Origin of the sequence: Aeromonas sp. DNP9 (assembly GCF_001728955.1) — a bacterium.
Lineage (GTDB): Bacteria > Pseudomonadota > Gammaproteobacteria > Enterobacterales > Aeromonadaceae > Aeromonas > Aeromonas veronii.
Genome location: NZ_LYSQ01000020.1, coordinates 35,182 through 51,348, shown reverse-complemented (window position 1 = coordinate 51,348; position 16,167 = coordinate 35,182). Strand labels below are relative to the sequence as shown.

Here is a 16,167-nt window from a genome sequence, read left to right as displayed (position 1 = left end):
CCATGGATTTCTCAATCATTCTCAAAGAGTGGCCCACCTATTGGGAGGGGCTCTATACCACCGTCTGGCTGGTGGCCCTCTCTCTGATCCTTGGGTTAATGCTGGCGGTGCCCATGGGCATCCTGCGCAATAGCCGCAACTGGCTGATCAAGGGGCCGATCTGGGCCTATATCTACTTCTTTCGCGGCACCCCGCTGCTGGTGCAGCTCTTTATCATCTACTACGGCGCCGCCCAGTGGGAGTGGCTGAAGAACAGTGCCGCCTGGTCGCTCTTCTCCGAAGCCTGGTTCTGTGCGCTGCTGGCTTTCACCCTCAATACCGCCGCCTATACCGCCGAGATCGTGCGCGGGGCGGTGCACAATATGCCGCGCGGCCAGATTGAGGCTGCCAACGCCTTTGGCATGACTCGCTGGCAGACCCTGACCCGGATCATTTTGCCCAACTCGTTTCGTCGGGCACTGCCGGCTTACAGCAACGAGGTGATCTTCATGCTGCAAGGCTCAGCGGTGGCGGGCATCATCACCATCGTCGATCTGACCGGCGCGGCGCGGATCATCAACTCCCGCTACTACAGTCCGTTCGAGGCGTTTTTGACCGCGGGGCTGCTTTATATGCTGCTCACCTTTGTCATCGTCTGGCTGTTCAAGAAGTGGGAAGCGCGCTGGCACGCTCACCTGCGCCCGCGCAATGTGTAAGGGGTGAGCTGCCAAGATGAGCGAAAATGGCTCCGCCTGTTGCAGGCGGGGCCATTTTTTATCTTCATCCTCTGCCCGCCCAGTTTGCCAAATGGCGGACAAGCAGGGAGAATGCAGCACTCCCGAGCGCCGCCAGCCGTTGGCTGCGTGCCTTATCCCCCAGTTCCCGAGGTTTTATGTACCGGATATTGTTTGAGCATCCCGCTTTCCTGGTTATCGACAAGCAGCCCGGTATCGGCATGCACGACGAGAAGGGCGACGGGGAGTCGGTCAATCCGGGGCTGGTCAATCGCGTGAAGGCCGATACCGGGCTCACTCTCTATCCGGTGCACCGGCTCGACAAGATGACCTCCGGGCTGGTGCTGCTGGCTCGCACCACGGAGGCGAACCGCGCGCTGAGCATGGCCTTTGCGGCCCGTGAGGTGAGCAAGCAGTATCTGGCGCTCTCCGATCGCAAACCCAAGAAGAAGCAGGGTTGGGTGAAGGGGGATATGCAAAAGGGGCGCGGCGGCAGCTGGATGCTGGCGCGCACGCTGGATAACCCCGCCATCAGCTGGTTTGATTCGGTGTCGGTGCGAGAGGGGGGGCGGCTCTATCGCATCAAGCCCCAGACCGGCAAAACCCACCAGATCCGGGTTGCCCTCAAAAGCATCGGTGCCCCCATTCTCGGGGATGAGCGCTATGGCGGTACGTCAGCCGATCGTGGCTATCTGCACGCCTGGCGACTCAGCTTCACTCTTGCGGGCGAGCCGTTCGATTTTGTTTGCCCGCCCGATGTGGGGAGTGAATTTGTCACTCCCGAGCTTACGGCCGCCATCGCAGCCCTTGCGCCCTGATGCTTATGCGCCCAGTGTCTGACGCCATGATCCATTCAGCGAAAGAGCGTGATCCTGACGGACGTGCGCCGCGCTGGATCCTGGCCGACTTTGACGACACCCTGGCCCCCGGCGACAGCCATGCCGGCTTGCTGCGCTATATTCTGCGCCGCCGGATCTGGCCGCTGTTGCTGTTGCCGGTGATTACGCTGGGTGGTTTGGTCTATCTGGTGCCCAACCAGCGGCGGCGCGGCATCTCCCTTATCTGGTGGGCCATGACCCTAGGGCTCTCTCCCCTCGGCTGGCGCAAGCTGGTGCGCGCCTACTGCCACACCCGTCCGGGGCTCTTTCGCGAGGCGCATCGGCTGCTTGAAGAAGAAGGGCATCGCTGCTGGGTGATCTCGGCCAGCCCGCGGGCGCTGGTACGGGCCCAGTTTGCTCTGCAACGGCCTGCAGACTTGCCTTATCGCACCATAGGCTCGCTGATGCACTACCGGCTTGGCGGTCTGATGCCCCGCTTCTACTGCCACGGTCAGCACAAGCTGCTGCCAGAGATCTGCGCCCTCGATACCGAGCTGGCCTTAAGCGACAGCCTGCACGATCTGCCGCTGCTGGGGTTGGGGAAAGAGGCGTGGTTGATCAATCCGACGCCTGTGCGACTGCAAAAGGCCCGGGCCTGCTTGCCCCATCTGATGGTCAAAAACTGGCAACTGTAAGGCAAAGCTGACAGCCATGCGGGTCGTTACCGTTTGAACCGCAAGGCTGCGGCTTAAATGTCACAATCCATTTACATTCTTTGCTGCCAGCTGCGAAAAACTATCTGTAACCTGCCTCTTCTCTTCCTGCTACGCCCTGCTTCTAATGAAACAAGTTGTTAACACTTGCCGCGCCGCTGGGTGCTGCAATCCGTTTTAACCGAATCAAGAGCAAGGAGCGCCCGATGAATGCCACCTCTTCCGCCACTCACACCATCAATCCGTTAGGCACAGACGGCTTCGAGTTTGTCGAGTACACGGCCCCCGATGCCAAAGGGATTGCTGCCCTCAAGAGCCTGTTCGTTTCGCTCGGGTTTGCCGAGGTCGCCAAGCACAAACACAAGCAGTGCTGGCTCTACCGGCAGGGGGATATCAATTTCGTGGTCAATGCCGAGCCTCACTCCCAGGCGGAGCAGTTTGCCAGCTTGCACGGGCCGAGCGTCTGCGGTATGGCATTTCGGGTGAGCGATGCGGGCAAGGCCCAGCAGTACGCCATCGCCAAGGGGGCCAAGCCCTTTGTTGGCAAGATTGGGCCGATGGAGCTCAATATTCCCGCCATCTACGGTATCGGCGAGAGCACGCTCTCCTTTGTCGACCGCTATGGCGACAAGGGCTCCATCTATGATGTGGATTTTGTCTTCTACCCCGACTGGCAGGCCCGGATGGCCGAGGTGGATGCCGGTCTTATGGAGATCGATCACCTGACCCACAACGTCCATCGCGGCAATATGGATGTCTGGTCCAACTTCTACGAGCGGATCGGCAACTTCCGTGAAATTCGCTACTTCGATATCGAGGGCAAGCTGACCGGGCTGCATTCACGCGCCATGACCGCCCCCTGCGGCAAGATCCGCATCCCCATCAACGAGTCGGCGGATGACAAGTCCCAGATTGAGGAGTACCTGCGCCAGTACAAGGGGGAGGGGATCCAGCACATTGCCATGGCCTCCAGCGATATCTACCACACCATCCGCACCCTGCGCAGCCGCGGCACCGGCTTTATGCCGACGCCCGATACCTACTACGAGAAGGTGAACAGTCGGGTCGAGGGGCATCAGGAGGATCTGGCGGCCCTCAAAGAGCTGCGCATCCTCATCGACGGCTCCCCCACCAAGGATGGCATCCTGCTGCAGATCTTCACCGATACCGTGATTGGCCCGGTCTTCTTCGAGATCATTCAGCGCAAGGGCAACGAAGGGTTTGGCGAGGGCAATTTCAAGGCACTGTTTGAATCGATCGAGCTGGACCAGATCCGCCGCGGCGTGCTGGATGGCGGTGAGGATGAGAAGGGTGCCCGCAAAGAGGGAGCGAGCAATGCGTAACTGGATTAACTTTCCCCACCGGGAGGGAACCCACTCCCGACAGGCTCATGCCGACCTGCCGGAACAGGCCATCTATGAGCGCGAGCTGGGGCGTAGCGGCTTTTTTGGCCCCGCCACCCACATGCACCACAAGCATGCCCCTACCGACTGGAGCAGTTGGGAGGGGCCGCTGCGGCCACGGCTGTTTGACCTCAATGTCCTCCAGGAAGAGGTGAGCTCACTCTCTCCCTGGGTGGCTCCCGACATTCTCAGCAACCCCCACTGCCGCTACCGAGTCTGGCGGCTCTCCGAGGCGATGCCGTTTCTGGTGCGCAACGCCGATGGCGACGAGCTGCTCTTTATCCACGAGGGGGGCGGCGAGTTCTTTTGCGACTACGGCCACCTGACTCTTCGCGATGGCGACTACGTGGTGATCCCCCGTGGCACCATGTGGCGCATCGAGCCGACGGCGCCCCTGTTCATCCTGATGATCGAGGCGACCAACGACAGCTACCAGCTGCCGGACAAGGGGCTGGTGGGCAATCACGCCATCTTCGACCCGGCGGCGCTGGATGTGCCCGCCATCAACGAGCGCTTTTTGGCCCAGCAGGATGAGAATCCCTGGTCGCTGCAGGTCAAACGCCACGATCAGGTGTCGGTCATCACCTGGCCCTTCAACCCGCTGGATGCGCAAGGGTGGCACGGGGATTTATGCGTGGTGCGCCTCAACTGGCGGGATATCCGCCCGCTGATGAGCCACCGCTACCATCTGCCGCCGTCGGCTCATTCGACCTTTGTGGCGAGCCGCTTTGTCATCTGTACCTTCGTGCCACGCCCCATCGAGAGCGATCCCGGCGCCCTCAAGGTGCCCTTCTATCACAGCAATGACGATTACGACGAGGTGCTCTTTTACCACGCCGGGGACTTCTTCAGCCGGGACAATATCGAGCGGGGCATGGTCACCTTCCATCCCGCCGGATTCACCCACGGCCCCCATCCCAAGGCGTTTGCGGCGGGGCAGGCCTATGCCAAGAAGTTCACCGACGAGGTGGCGGTCATGCTCGATACCCGCGATGCGCTGAACGTCGGTAGCCTCTGCGAACGGATCGAGAACACCCGGTATGTCTCCAGCTGGCAGCGCCCGGACGCTGCTGCCGGCAAATAAGGAATCGCTTATGAAATTGGCAACATTGAACAATGGCAAGCGCGATGGCGCTTTGGTGGTGGTGAGTCGGGATCTGACCCGGGCGGTGCGGGTGAGCGAGATTGTCCCCACCTTGCAGGCTGCCCTCGACGAGTGGGCCGAGGTTGCCACCAGGCTGGAGGCTGTCTATCAGCAGCTTAACGAGGGCCGTGCGGTAGAGGCGTTCCCCTTTGATGAAGCGTCTTGCCTCTCTCCGCTGCCGCGTGCCTATCATTGGGCCGATGGCAGCGCCTACGTCAACCATGTGGAGCTGGTGCGCAAGGCCCGCGGCGCCGAGATGCCGGAGAGCTTCTGGCACGATCCGCTGATCTATCAGGGGGGCTCCGACAGCTTTTTGGCTCCCCGTGGGCCGATTGTCATGGGATCGGAGGAGTGGGGGATCGATTTCGAGTCGGAGGTAGCCATCATCACCGACGATGTGCCGATGGGGGTGAGCGCGCAGGGGGCCGCCAGCCACGTCAAATTGCTGATGCTGGTCAACGATGTGAGCCTGCGCAACCTCATTCCGGGGGAGCTTGCCAAGGGCTTTGGCTTCTTCCAGTCCAAACCGTCCAGCGCCTTCTCGCCGGTGGCCATCACCCCGGATGAGCTGGGGGATGCGTGGCGCGATGGCAAAGTGCATCTGCCGCTTCTGACCCACCTCAACGATGCCCTGTTTGGTGCGCCCGAAGCCGGGGTGGACATGACCTTCAACTTCTTCGAACTGATTGCCCACGCCGCCAAGACCCGTCCCCTTGGCGCTGGCTGCATCATCGGCTCCGGCACTGTCTCCAACTACGATCGCAGTGCCGGCTCATCCTGCATCGCCGAGCGCCGCATGTTGGAAATTCTTGATTGTGATCAAGCTATAACCCCCTATTTGCAGTTTGGTGATAGAGTGTCGATCGCGATGGAAGATCGCTCTGGCCAAAACCTGTTTGGCACTATCTCTCAACAGGTGGTGCCAGCGAGCGGTCAGGGAGGTTGATGGCCAGCGCCGGTTGGCGGCAAGGATATTCGGGATATGTCCGGATCACGACGAGTCCTCAACCGGTGCCGGGTACACAAGGAGGCAGGTGGCGAGCACCTGCCGGGCTTCGGGCCCAGATAAGATGCAGGGACAGATTATGTTGCAGTTGTTTGGCTATTGGCGTTCATCGGCAAGTTTTCGGGTGCGGATCGTGTTGCAGCTCAAGGGGCTCGCCTACGAGCAGCATCCCATCAATTTGCGGCAAGGCGAGCAGAGCGAGAAGGCCTATCGCCGGATCAATCCGCAAGGGCTGGTGCCGTTTCTGGTGGATGGCGATGTGCAGATCGGTCAGTCGGTCGCCATCATGGAGTACCTTGACGAGACCTATCCCGCCTACTCCCTGATGCCCTCTTCCCCCGACGCGCGGGCCCGGGTGCGCCAGATCGTCAACATGATCGCCTGCGATATTCACCCGCTCAACAATCTGCGGGTACTCAACTATCTGGAAGAGCACTTCAGGGCCAACAACGAGCAGGAGGCCCGCTGGTATCGCCACTGGATTGACGAGACTTTCACTGCCCTCGAACAGCTGTTGATGACCACCGCCGGTGTCTACTGCGTCGGCAACGAAGTGACCCTGGCCGACTGCATGCTGGTGCCCCAGGTCTACAATGCCCGCCGCTACGACATGACCCTGGACGATTACCCCACTATCCGCCGCATCGTCGCCAACTGCGAACAGTTGCAAGCCTTTATCAAGGCGGCCCCCGCCAACCAGCCGGACGCGCAGTGACCTACTGACTTGAATCGCGGGATGGCGTCAACACGCCATTCATAAACAAGGGCCCCACTGTGTGGGGCCCTTGTTCGTTAACGGCACACCAGTTTGCTGGCGTGCCTCTTTCTGTTCAGAGGGGATCAGGCGCCCTGCTCCGGGCGGGCGTCCGGGATCAGCGGATCGGCTTTGCGGCGGCGCAGCAGGCGTACCAGCGGGGGCAGGGTGATCACTGCAATGGCCAGTACCAGCAGGGTCTGGCTGATGCCGCTGCTCCACAGGATGGCGGTGTCGCCATTGCTGATGGATAGGGCGCGGCGCAGGTTCTGCTCCAGCATTTCACCGAGTACGAATCCCAGAATGAGCGGTGACATGGGGAAGTGCATCTTGCGCAGCAGGTAGCCAAATACCCCGAGGGCCACCATCAGCAGCAGGTCGAAGGTGGTGCTGTGCACCGCATAGACTCCCACCGCCGAGACGCTGGCGATGGCGGGCACCAAAAACCAGAGCGGGATGGAGAGCATGCGGGTAAAGAGCCCTACCATGGGGATGTTCATCACCAGCAGCATGACGTTGGCCAGCAAGAGGGCGGCGATCAGTCCCCACACCACATCGGGCTGTTCGGTGAACATGGTGGGGCCCGGAGTGATGTTATAGAGGGTCAGCGCCCCCATCATCACCGCTGTGGTGCCCGAACCCGGCACCCCCAGGGTCAGCATGGGGATAAAGGAGCCGCAGGCGGAGGCGTTGTTGGCCGCCTCCGGTGCAGCCACGCCGCGAATGTCCCCTTCGCCGAATTTGGCATTCGGCCCCGCCAGTCGCTTCTCGGTCATGTAGGTGATGGCACTGGCGATGGTGGCACCGGCGCCGGGCAGAATGCCGACGAAAAAGCCGATGGTGGAAGAGCGCAGCATGGTACCGGTGCAATGGACCAGCTCCTTGAAGTTGAACAGCATCCGTCCGGTGGTGCGCACCAGCTTGCCGCCGCCACTGGTGTGCTCGAGCATCAGCAGGATCTCGCTCACCGAGAAGAGGCCGATCACCACCACGATAAACTGTACCCCGTCCGAGAGGTGAACGCTGTCGAAGGTGAAGCGATAGACGCCGGTGTTGGCATCCACCCCGACGGTGGCGAGCCCCAGTCCGATCAGTGCCGCCATAAAGGACTTGAGCGGGTTCTGGCTCATCATGCTGCCAAGGCAGGCGATGGCGAACACCATCAGGGCGAAATACTCCGCCGGGCCGAAGGCCAGTGACCAGCGTGCCAGCGCCGGGGCGAACAGGATTATCCCCCCGATGGCGAGCATGGAGCCGACAAAGGAGCTGACCGCCGAGATGGAGAGGGCCACTCCCGCCTTGCCCTGCTGGGCCATGGGGTAGCCATCCAGCGCGGTCATGATGGCGGCGGCATCTCCCGGCACGTTGAGCAGGATCGAGGAGATCCGCCCGCCATACTCGCAACCTATGTAGACGGTGGCGAGCAGAATGAGCGCCGATTCGGGGGGCAGCTTGAGGGCAAAAGCCAGCGGCAACAGGATGGCGACCCCGTTGATGGGGCCAAGGCCCGGCAGCAGGCCGACCACGGTGCCGACAAAGCAGCCGATCAGGGCGATCACCAGATTTTCCGGGGTGAGTGCCACCGCAAAGCCCTGGGAGAGGTACATCCAGGTATCCATATTGACTCCTTAAGAGAACCAGACGCCGAGGGGCAGGGTGACATCCAGCAGCCGGTCGAAGGCGAGATAGAGCACCAGACCGCCGACAACGCCGGAGAGCAGGGCGGCTTTGGCCGAGGCGCCAAACAGGCGCCCCAGTACAAAGGTGAGCAGGGCGGTAGCCAGTGGGAATCCCAGCCACTCGAAGCTGGCACCGTACCCGGCCAGCGCCACCACCATGATGGCGAGGTGGCGCAGGGTACGCAGCGGCGGCCAGCTGACGGTGTCCGGCTGGCGGCGCAGCAGCAACAGGGCGCAGAGCGCCATCAGGCCGATGATGCCGAGCGGGAAGGGACGTGGCCCTAGCGGCTCATAGCTGTATTCGCTCTGGATCTGCCAGGCGATAGCGGCACCTGCCAGACAGAGCAGCAGCCAGATGGCGGCGAAGATGCGATCGCTCATGGCTGCGGCTCCTATTTGGCCAGACCGAAGGCTTTGGCCTGCTCGCGATATTGCGCCACCTGCTCCTTGACGTAGCTGTCGAGCGCCTCGCCGGTGAGGTCAAACTCGAACAGGCCGCGCAGATCCCGCTGCGCCTTGAAGGTGTCGGTCTTCACCAGCTGATCGAAGGTCTGCTTCCACCACTGGTATTCGCTGTCGCTCACTTTGGGGCCGACATAGAAGCCGCGGATCACCGGCCACACCAGGTCATAACCCTGCTCCTTGGCGGTGGGGATGGTTGCCAGCTTGCCGGGCAGCCGCTCGGCAGAGAACACCGCCAGCACCCGCAGTTTGTCGCCACCGATATAGGGCACCATCTCGCTCAGATCGCCGGAGACCGCCTGCACATGGTTGCCAAGCAGCGCGGTGACCGGCTCGCCGCCCCCTTCAAAGGCGACGTAGCGCATTTTGTGGGGGTCAACCCCGGCCTGTTTGGCCAGCAGCGCCGTCTTCATCCAGTCCTGACTGCCGATGGAGGCACCCGCGCCGATCACCACGCTGTTGGGATCGCGCTCCATGGCGCTCACCAGCTCCTTGAGATTCTGATAGGGGGCATCGTGGCGCACCGCAATCATGCCGTAATCGGTGCCCACCGCCGCCAGCCAGCGCACATCGTCCACCCCGTAACGGCCAAATTTGCCCTGTGAGAGGTTGAGCAGGGAGCCACCGGAGAAGGCGACCACAGTCCCCGCCTCGGCAGGGCGCTGGGCCACGATGGCGTTGTAGGCCACGGCGCCGACCCCGCCCGGCATGTAGGTGACCCGCATCGGCTTGTCGATGGTGCCGGTCTCCTGCAGGCTCACCTGCAGCAGCTTGCAGGTGAGATCGAAACCACCACCCGGTTTGGCCGGTGCGATGCATTCGGTACGGCTTGGAGTCGCGGCACTTTCGGCCGCTTGCAGTGGCAGGGCGCCGAGCAGGGTCAACAGGGCGAGGGCATGACGTGTGCGTTGCTTCATGGTTGTGTGCTCCATCTTGTCGTTGTTTTTCCTGGGTGTGACTCCGTCGATAGACGAAGTGATGCGAAATTGTTAAAACAACAACCTTTCATTCACCTTTCAATCACTGACCAAGAGCCGGGAGTGTGACCCTGATCTCACCTTCTCCTGCACTGGCAGTGATGAAGGGATGCAGTTGAAGCAGTGCGGCTGAATGCCGTGGTTAGGAACAAGGGGAGAGGGATGCGCTTGCTGTTGGCAGAAGATAATCACGAACTGGCCCACTGGCTGTCGCGGGCACTCACCACCGCCGGTTTCGCGGTGGATTGGGTGGCTGACGGGGCTCAGGCTGACCACCTGCTGCGCCACGAACAGTACGCGCTGGCGGTGCTCGATATCGAGATGCCCAAGCTCGACGGGCTGGCGGTACTCGGCCGATTGCGCAGTAGGGGGCAGGGGGTGCCGGTGCTGCTGCTCACCGCCCGCGGCGCAGTGGAGGAGCGGATCTGCGGTCTCAATGCCGGAGCCGATGACTATCTGGCCAAGCCGTTCGATCTGGGGGAGCTGGATGCCCGGCTGCGGGCCCTGCTGCGGCGCAGCGAAAGCGGTGGTGCCGAGCTGCGGCTGGGTCGCCTGACCCTGCACCCCGACGGCTATTTTCTGCTGGCCGATGCCCGCCTTGCCCTGACTCCGCGCGAACTGGCGCTGCTGACTGCGCTGATGTACCGCCACGGGCGGCCGGTCGCCAAGGGGCAGCTGTTCGAGCAGGTGTTCAACCTCGATGACGAGGTAGGGCTCGACAGCATCGATCTCTATATCCACCGGCTGCGCAAAAAGCTGGTGGGCAGCGGGGTGGTGATCACCACCCTGCGCGGGCTGGGCTATCTGCTGGAAGCGGCGCCGGAGGCCTCCCATTAGTCGCTCCCTGCTCCATCAACTGCTGCTGTTTCTGGGGGGCCCACTGCTGATCCTCTGGGCCGCCTCGGCTTGGTATAGCTACTACGGCGCACTGGCGGCGGCCACCTCGGCCTATGATCGCACCCTGCTCGCCTCGGCCCGTACCGTCGCCGAACGGCTGACGGCAGCCGAGGACAGCCTCAGGGTGGATGTGCCCTACGTGGTGCTCGACAGCTTCGAGCGCAACATGCGCGATCGCCTCTTCTATCAGGTGCGCGGCATCGACGATAGGGTCATATCCGGCTTTGACGACCTGCCCCCCATGCCGGACGGTACGCCCCTGACCGACCGCTATCCGGCGCTCGCCTACTTCTACGACGGGCTTTATCAGGAGGCGCCGATCCGCGCCGTGATGCTGCTGCAACCGGTAGGCGAGGGTGGCGTCAACGGCATGGCCCGCATCACGGTGGCGGAAACTCTGCTCGGCCGCCAGCAACTGGCGGAGCAGCTGCTCTGGTCGGCTGTGCTGACCCAGGGGGCGCTGGTGGTGCTCACTCTGCTGCTCGCTTATCTGTTGCTCAAACGGCTGCTCACCCCGATGCGGCGCCTGTCGCGGGAGATCCTGCGCCGCGATGCCGCCAATCTCGCTCCCTTGCCGGATTTGCTCCCCTGGCAGGAGACCCGGCCGCTGGTGCAGGCGTTCAACCGCCAGCTGGCCCGATTGCGCCAGCTGGTGGCTCGGCAGGAGCGCTTTAGCGCCGATGCCGCCCATCAGCTGCGCACCCCGCTCACCATCCTGAAAACCCAGGTGGAAGTGGCGCGCAGCAGTGGCGACTCGGCCCTGATGAGCGAAAGCCTCGATGCTATGGCCGTGCGGCTAGATCACACCATCGCCCTGACCGAGCGGCTCCTGCTGTTGGCCCGGCTCAAATCGGACGAGTGCTCCGGGCTGCGTCAGCGTGAACCCATGGAGTTGACGGCGTTGGTGCAGCAGGCCTGTCTGTCACGGTTGGCGCAGGCGCGCAGCAAGGGGATCGATCTCGGTTACGAGGGGGAGGAGTCCGCCATCATGGTGGCGGGGGAGCCGCTGCTGCTGGGAGAGCTGTGTGCCAACCTGCTCGACAACGCCATCAAATACACCCCGCCCCACGGCACCGTGACGGCGCGGGTGGTGCGAAGCAACGGGCAGATCTGGCTGGAGGTGGAGGATAGCGGCCCCGGCATCGCCCCCGAGCTGGCGGAGCGAGTCTGGCAGCCGTTCCAGCGCCTCGAGCAGGGGAGTGAACAGCCGGGAGCGGGGCTGGGTCTGGCGCTGGTACGCGATATCGCCCACTACCACCACGGCGAAGTGGTGTTGCTGCCGGCCACCCAGCTGGGGGGCTTGCTGGTGAGGCTGGTCTTGCCGCTGGCAACATCGTGAGGGCGATAAAAAAAGAGAGGGCACCTCGCGGTGCCCTGTTTATCTACACATAGATGGCGTTGGGGGTCAGCTGCGGATCTTGTTGAAGATAAACAGGACGATAAGGGCACCCACGGTCGCCAGCGCGATGCTCGGGATATTGAAACCGGTCACTGAGCCTAGCCCCAGCAGGGTACCCACATAGCCGCCAACCATGGCGCCGACAATCCCCAGCAGGGCGGTCATGAAGAAGCCACCGCCATCGCGGCCCGGCATGATCCACTTCGCCAGAATACCCACCAACAATCCCAATACGATCCAGGTGATAAAGCCCATGGATTAATCCTCTCTGTGTGTTTGAGCCCGCATTATAGGCAGGGATGCCGGGATGCGAAGGGCCAGACGGTGCTGGCTGGTCACAAGCTGTCGGACTTGTTATGACGCAGGGGATACGGTGACGGCCGCGCCTCTTTGAGCCAAGCGCCTGTTTTGCCCATGAACAAGGGGCGCGTCACTGCTGACGCGCCCCTCTCTTTATTGATTCCTTGTGAACCTGCTGTCAGCGTGCGGCTGCCAGCGCCCGCATTTCCAGCCGCTGCTCGCCGGGGCGGCAGACCAGCACCGAGCCTTGCTCGAACCAGTCCCCCAGCACGATGCGCCGCGCCGGATGGCCATCAAGGGTGAAGTCGTGGATGGCGGGTCTGTGGGTGTGGCCGTGGATCATCATCCGGCAGTCGTGGGCGCGCAGGGTGTCGTCCACCGCCGCGGGCGTTACATCCATGATGATCTGGCTCTTGTAGGCGTTCTCCATCTGGCTTTGGCCGCGCATCTTGCAGGCGATGGCCTGACGGCGGGCAAGCGGCAGCCGCAAAAAGAGCCAGCGCAGCCACTTGAGCTGGGTGATGCGGCGAAACTTCTGATACCCCTCATCCAGGGTGCAGAGCAGATCGCCGTGGCTCAGCACTACCCGCTCCCCATAGAGGTCGATAACGCAAGGGTCACCCAGCAATGTCATCCCCGCGCGCTTGGCGAACTGCTGCCCCAGCAGAAAGTCGCGGTTGCCGTGGATAAAGTAGATGGGCACGTTCTGCTGGCTCAGGGCCAAGAAGGCATCGGCCATCTGTTGATGGAGCGGATTGGGGTCATCATCGCCAATCCAGAACTCGAAGAGATCCCCCAGCACATAGAGGGCATCGGCGCCGGGGGCGTCGTGCTCGAGAAAGCGCACCAATGCCGCGGTCATATCGGGCCGCTGGGCAGAGAGGTGAATGTCACTGATAAAAAGGGTGCTCATGATGTGGGGGTCGGGCTCTCGGTCGAAACAGGGCAAACAGGGGTGGCAGAGGTAGTAGAAACAACAGGGGACGAACAGTGCGCTGCGGGTGCCATCGCGCCAGTTAAGGTATGGATATCGTCACGGGATGGCGGCTGCCATGACAGCTCGGCCAGATTTCGTTCCTCCAGCGTCAGCAGCGCTGCATAAGGATCGCCCGCCAGCCCCAGCAACCGGCACATGGCCGCTTCCCCTTTTAGTCCCTCTTCAAGGCGCAGGTGCAAGACCTCCTGATAGAAAGCATCGCCAAACCGCTCGAGCAACGCGGCCATCAGGGTGAGGTGGCGCCAGCCGTTCAGCGTCTCGATGGGGGCGGGGGTGACATAGAGCTCCAGCGGCCAGCAAGCATCGCTCTTGTCAGAACCGCTATTAGCACAGCTCTGGTCGAGGCAGGCAAAGGTGCGCTCCAGCAGCCAGATATTGTCGCCCTTGTGGCTCGCCTGCCAGCCTTGCTCTGCAAAAGTAGCGGCAAACTCGGCCGGATCAGCATGCTGGCAGAGGGTATCGAGATCACTGCCCGGCCGATCGAGGCCGATGGCGAGCGTGCTCACCAGCGCCAGATCGCTGCACTGCGCGGCCAGCTCATCCCACACACCGGCGGTGAGCAGGGCATGGGCCGAGCGCTGGCGCGGGTTGCCGTGGGCCAGATAGTCGAGGCGGCGCCAGTTCGGACTGGCAGTGGGGGAGGCAGATGGAAAAACTGCGGCCGGGGCCGCAGTTTTGTCAGTGCCGAGTCGGCAGAGATCAGTCAGCAAGGGTCACCTTGGTGATCACTACGTCTTCTACCGGCACGTCCTGGTGGATGCGGCCGTAGTTACCGGTCTTGACGCCCTTGATCTTGTTGACCACGTCCATGCCGGCGGTCACTTCACCGAATACGCAGTAGCCGAAGCCCTGAGTGGTAGCGGATTTGAAGTCGAGGAAGTCGTTGTTGTTCACGTTGATGAAGAACTGGGCGCTGGCAGAGTGCGGCTCCATGGTGCGGGCCATGGCGATGGTGCCGATCTTGTTGGACAGACCGTTGGCCGCTTCGTTCTTGATGGGAGCGCGGGTGTCTTTCTCTTCAAAGCCCGGGGCATAGCCGCCGCCCTGGATCATGAAGCCGTCGATAACGCGGTGGAAGATGGTGTTGTCGTAGTGACCGTCACGGCAGTATTGCAGGAAGTTGGCCACGGTTTCCGGGGCTTTTTCAGCATTCAGGGTGAGGGTGATGTCGCCGTGATTGGTGTGCAGAGTGACCATGATATGTCCTTTCATTTGATGCGGGCGACGAAGTGCCCGCAGGTGTATGGCATAAAGTGGTGGCAATTCTAGCCCATCAGGGGCTGGCGGCATAGTCTCTCTGGCGCCGTAACCGTGCTGGCAGACGGGATTGGCCCGCTTTTCTGCCTCGTTTTCTGCCCCTGAACGGGGTATCATGACCAACCATTTTACTCACAGGCAGTGGTTAGAAGATGCTGAAGATATACAACACACTCACTCGTCAAAAAGAAGAATTCAAACCTATCCACCCGGGCAAGGTGGGCATGTATGTGTGTGGTGTCACCATCTACGATCACTGTCATATCGGCCACGGCCGCACCTTCGTCGCCTTTGATGTGGTCGCCCGCTACCTGCGTTACGCCGGTTACGACCTCACCTACGTGCGCAACATCACCGACGTGGATGACAAGATCATCAAGCGTGCCGCCGAGACCCAAGTGACCTGCGACGAGCTGACCGAGCGTCTGATCGGCGACATGCACGCCGACTTCGACGCCCTCGGCATGGTGCGCCCGGATATCGAACCGCGCGCCACCCAGCACATCGAAGAGATCATCGAGCTGGTGCAATCCCTGCTGGATAAAGAGCACGCCTACGTGGCGGACAACGGCGATGTGATGTTTATCGTCGAATCCTACGCCGACTACGGCAAGCTCTCCGGCCAGGATCTGGAGCAGCTGCAAGCCGGTGCCCGCGTTGACGTGGTCGATGCCAAGCGCAACCCCTTGGACTTCGTGCTGTGGAAGATGTCCAAGCCGGGCGAGCCGACCTGGGAAAGCCCCTGGGGTCCGGGCCGTCCTGGCTGGCACATCGAGTGCTCCGCCATGAACTCCAAGCACCTTGGCAACCACTTCGACATCCACGGCGGCGGCTCCGATCTGCAGTTCCCGCACCACGAGAACGAGATCGCCCAGTCCTGCTGCGCCCACGGTGGCGACTACGTCAACACCTGGATGCACAGCGGCATGGTGATGGTGGATAAAGAGAAGATGTCCAAATCCCTTGGCAACTTCTTCACCATCCGCGATGTGCTGGCTCACTACGACGCCGAAACTGTCCGTTACTTCCTGATGTCTGGCCACTACCGCAGCCAGCTCAACTACTCGGAAGATAACTTGAAGCAAGCCCGCGCCGCGCTGGAGCGGATGTACACCGCCCTGCGCGATCTGCCGGTGGCCGCTGCTGCCGGTGGTGACGAGCAGGTGGCTCGCTTTAAAGAGGCGATGGACGACGACTTCAACACCCCGGAAGCCTACTCCGCCCTGTTCGATCTGGTGCGCGAGATCAACCGCCAGAAGGGTGAAGACATGGCCGTTGCCGCCGCGCTGGGCGCCCGTCTGCGCGAGCTGGGCGCCGTGCTCGGCATCCTGCAGCAAGACCCCGAGTCTTTCCTCAAGGGTGACGAAGCGGACGAAGAGGTTGCCGAGATCGAGCGCCTGATCGCCGAGCGCAATCAGGCCCGTGCCGACAAGAACTGGGCTGCCGCCGATGCCGCCCGCAACCGTCTCACCGAGATGGGTATCGTGCTGGAAGACAGCGCCGGCAAGACCAGCTGGCGCCGTGCCTAAGGCCGGTGTGCCTTGTTGGCGTCTGGTGCCAACAGGTTGAGCCAATAAAAAAACCGCAGCCCTTGGGCTGCGGTTTTTTTGTGGTCTGCCGGAGGGCTGACACTTTCCCTCTCTCCTGA

Annotated in this window: 17 protein-coding genes; 10 read left to right on the top strand and 7 right to left on the bottom strand. The window is 62.1% G+C overall.

The features are described from left to right. Positions 1 to 2: 2 nt before the first annotated feature. From A9G06_RS14605 to maiA, 7 genes are all read left to right on the top strand, one after another. Positions 3 to 695, top strand: a complete 693-nt coding sequence (locus A9G06_RS14605; RefSeq protein WP_005337302.1) for an ABC transporter permease — start codon at positions 3 to 5, stop codon at positions 693 to 695. Between the two features lie 176 nt (positions 696 to 871). Then, the gene (locus tag A9G06_RS14600; protein ID WP_069555693.1) at positions 872 to 1,531 is read left to right on the top strand and encodes a TIGR01621 family pseudouridine synthase; all 660 of its coding nucleotides are present in this window, start codon (positions 872 to 874) and stop codon (positions 1,529 to 1,531) included. 26 nt (positions 1,532 to 1,557) lie between these two features. Next, a complete protein-coding gene (locus A9G06_RS14595; RefSeq protein WP_069555726.1) occupies positions 1,558 to 2,226 on the top strand; it encodes an HAD family hydrolase in 669 nt (222 codons plus the stop codon). Between the two features lie 224 nt (positions 2,227 to 2,450). Further along, positions 2,451 to 3,587, top strand: coding sequence for a 4-hydroxyphenylpyruvate dioxygenase (hppD, locus tag A9G06_RS14590; RefSeq protein WP_058056156.1), 1,137 nt, complete (start codon positions 2,451 to 2,453; stop codon positions 3,585 to 3,587). Beyond that, positions 3,580 to 4,731, top strand: coding sequence for a homogentisate 1,2-dioxygenase (locus A9G06_RS14585; protein ID WP_069555692.1), 1,152 nt, complete (start codon positions 3,580 to 3,582; stop codon positions 4,729 to 4,731). The genes hppD and A9G06_RS14585 overlap by 8 nt, the downstream gene beginning before the upstream one ends. A gap of 10 nt (positions 4,732 to 4,741) precedes the next feature. Beyond that, entirely contained in the window at positions 4,742 to 5,737 is a 996-nt protein-coding gene (locus A9G06_RS14580; protein WP_069555691.1) for a fumarylacetoacetate hydrolase family protein, read from the top strand. Positions 5,738 to 5,876: 139 nt separating this feature from the next. After that, positions 5,877 to 6,512, top strand: a complete 636-nt coding sequence (gene maiA, locus A9G06_RS14575; RefSeq protein ID WP_005361400.1) for a maleylacetoacetate isomerase — start codon at positions 5,877 to 5,879, stop codon at positions 6,510 to 6,512. Between the two features lie 125 nt (positions 6,513 to 6,637). On the opposite strand, the gene A9G06_RS14570 is transcribed toward maiA, so the two are convergent. The 3 genes from A9G06_RS14570 to A9G06_RS14560 are packed head-to-tail and all read right to left on the bottom strand — an operon-like array spanning position 6,638 to position 9,609. Beyond that, positions 6,638 to 8,170, bottom strand: coding sequence for a tripartite tricarboxylate transporter permease (locus A9G06_RS14570; RefSeq protein WP_019445074.1), 1,533 nt, complete (start codon positions 8,168 to 8,170; stop codon positions 6,638 to 6,640). A gap of 9 nt (positions 8,171 to 8,179) precedes the next feature. Then, complete coding sequence (locus A9G06_RS14565; RefSeq protein ID WP_069555690.1) at positions 8,180 to 8,611, bottom strand: tripartite tricarboxylate transporter TctB family protein; 432 nt, start codon at positions 8,609 to 8,611, stop codon at positions 8,180 to 8,182. Between the two features lie 11 nt (positions 8,612 to 8,622). Further along, complete coding sequence (locus A9G06_RS14560) at positions 8,623 to 9,609, bottom strand: tripartite tricarboxylate transporter substrate binding protein (RefSeq protein ID WP_042082378.1); 987 nt, start codon at positions 9,607 to 9,609, stop codon at positions 8,623 to 8,625. 222 nt (positions 9,610 to 9,831) lie between these two features. Between A9G06_RS14560 and tctD the strand changes: the two genes are divergently transcribed. Both tctD and A9G06_RS14550 read left to right on the top strand, forming a co-directional pair. Next, positions 9,832 to 10,506, top strand: coding sequence for a transcriptional regulator TctD (gene tctD, locus A9G06_RS14555; RefSeq protein WP_069555689.1), 675 nt, complete (start codon positions 9,832 to 9,834; stop codon positions 10,504 to 10,506). Continuing rightward, positions 10,502 to 11,905, top strand: a complete 1,404-nt coding sequence (locus A9G06_RS14550; protein WP_069555688.1) for a sensor histidine kinase — start codon at positions 10,502 to 10,504, stop codon at positions 11,903 to 11,905. Before tctD ends, A9G06_RS14550 begins: the two co-directional genes overlap by 5 nt. 66 nt (positions 11,906 to 11,971) lie before the next feature. On the opposite strand, the gene A9G06_RS14545 is transcribed toward A9G06_RS14550, so the two are convergent. The 4 genes from A9G06_RS14545 to A9G06_RS14530 form a co-directional block, all read right to left on the bottom strand. Beyond that, positions 11,972 to 12,220: a GlsB/YeaQ/YmgE family stress response membrane protein gene (locus A9G06_RS14545; RefSeq protein ID WP_069555687.1), complete on the bottom strand. Its 249-nt coding sequence runs from the start codon at positions 12,218 to 12,220 to the stop codon at positions 11,972 to 11,974. A 223-nt stretch (positions 12,221 to 12,443) separates the two neighbouring features. Continuing rightward, positions 12,444 to 13,178 (bottom strand): UDP-2,3-diacylglucosamine diphosphatase, encoded by a 735-nt coding sequence (gene lpxH / locus A9G06_RS14540; protein WP_069555686.1) that lies wholly within the window; start codon positions 13,176 to 13,178, stop codon positions 12,444 to 12,446. Beyond that, complete coding sequence (locus A9G06_RS14535) at positions 13,175 to 13,972, bottom strand: DUF4269 domain-containing protein (RefSeq protein ID WP_069555685.1); 798 nt, start codon at positions 13,970 to 13,972, stop codon at positions 13,175 to 13,177. Before A9G06_RS14535 ends, lpxH begins: the two co-directional genes overlap by 4 nt. Continuing rightward, positions 13,962 to 14,459 carry a peptidylprolyl isomerase gene (locus A9G06_RS14530; RefSeq protein ID WP_005337417.1) on the bottom strand — a complete coding sequence of 166 codons (498 nt, stop codon included), beginning with the start codon at positions 14,457 to 14,459 and terminating at the stop codon, positions 13,962 to 13,964. Before A9G06_RS14530 ends, A9G06_RS14535 begins: the two co-directional genes overlap by 11 nt. 212 nt (positions 14,460 to 14,671) lie before the next feature. Between A9G06_RS14530 and cysS the strand changes: the two genes are divergently transcribed. Then, a complete protein-coding gene (gene cysS / locus A9G06_RS14525; protein ID WP_069555684.1) occupies positions 14,672 to 16,048 on the top strand; it encodes a cysteine--tRNA ligase in 1,377 nt (458 codons plus the stop codon). Positions 16,049 to 16,167: the final 119 nt, after the last annotated feature.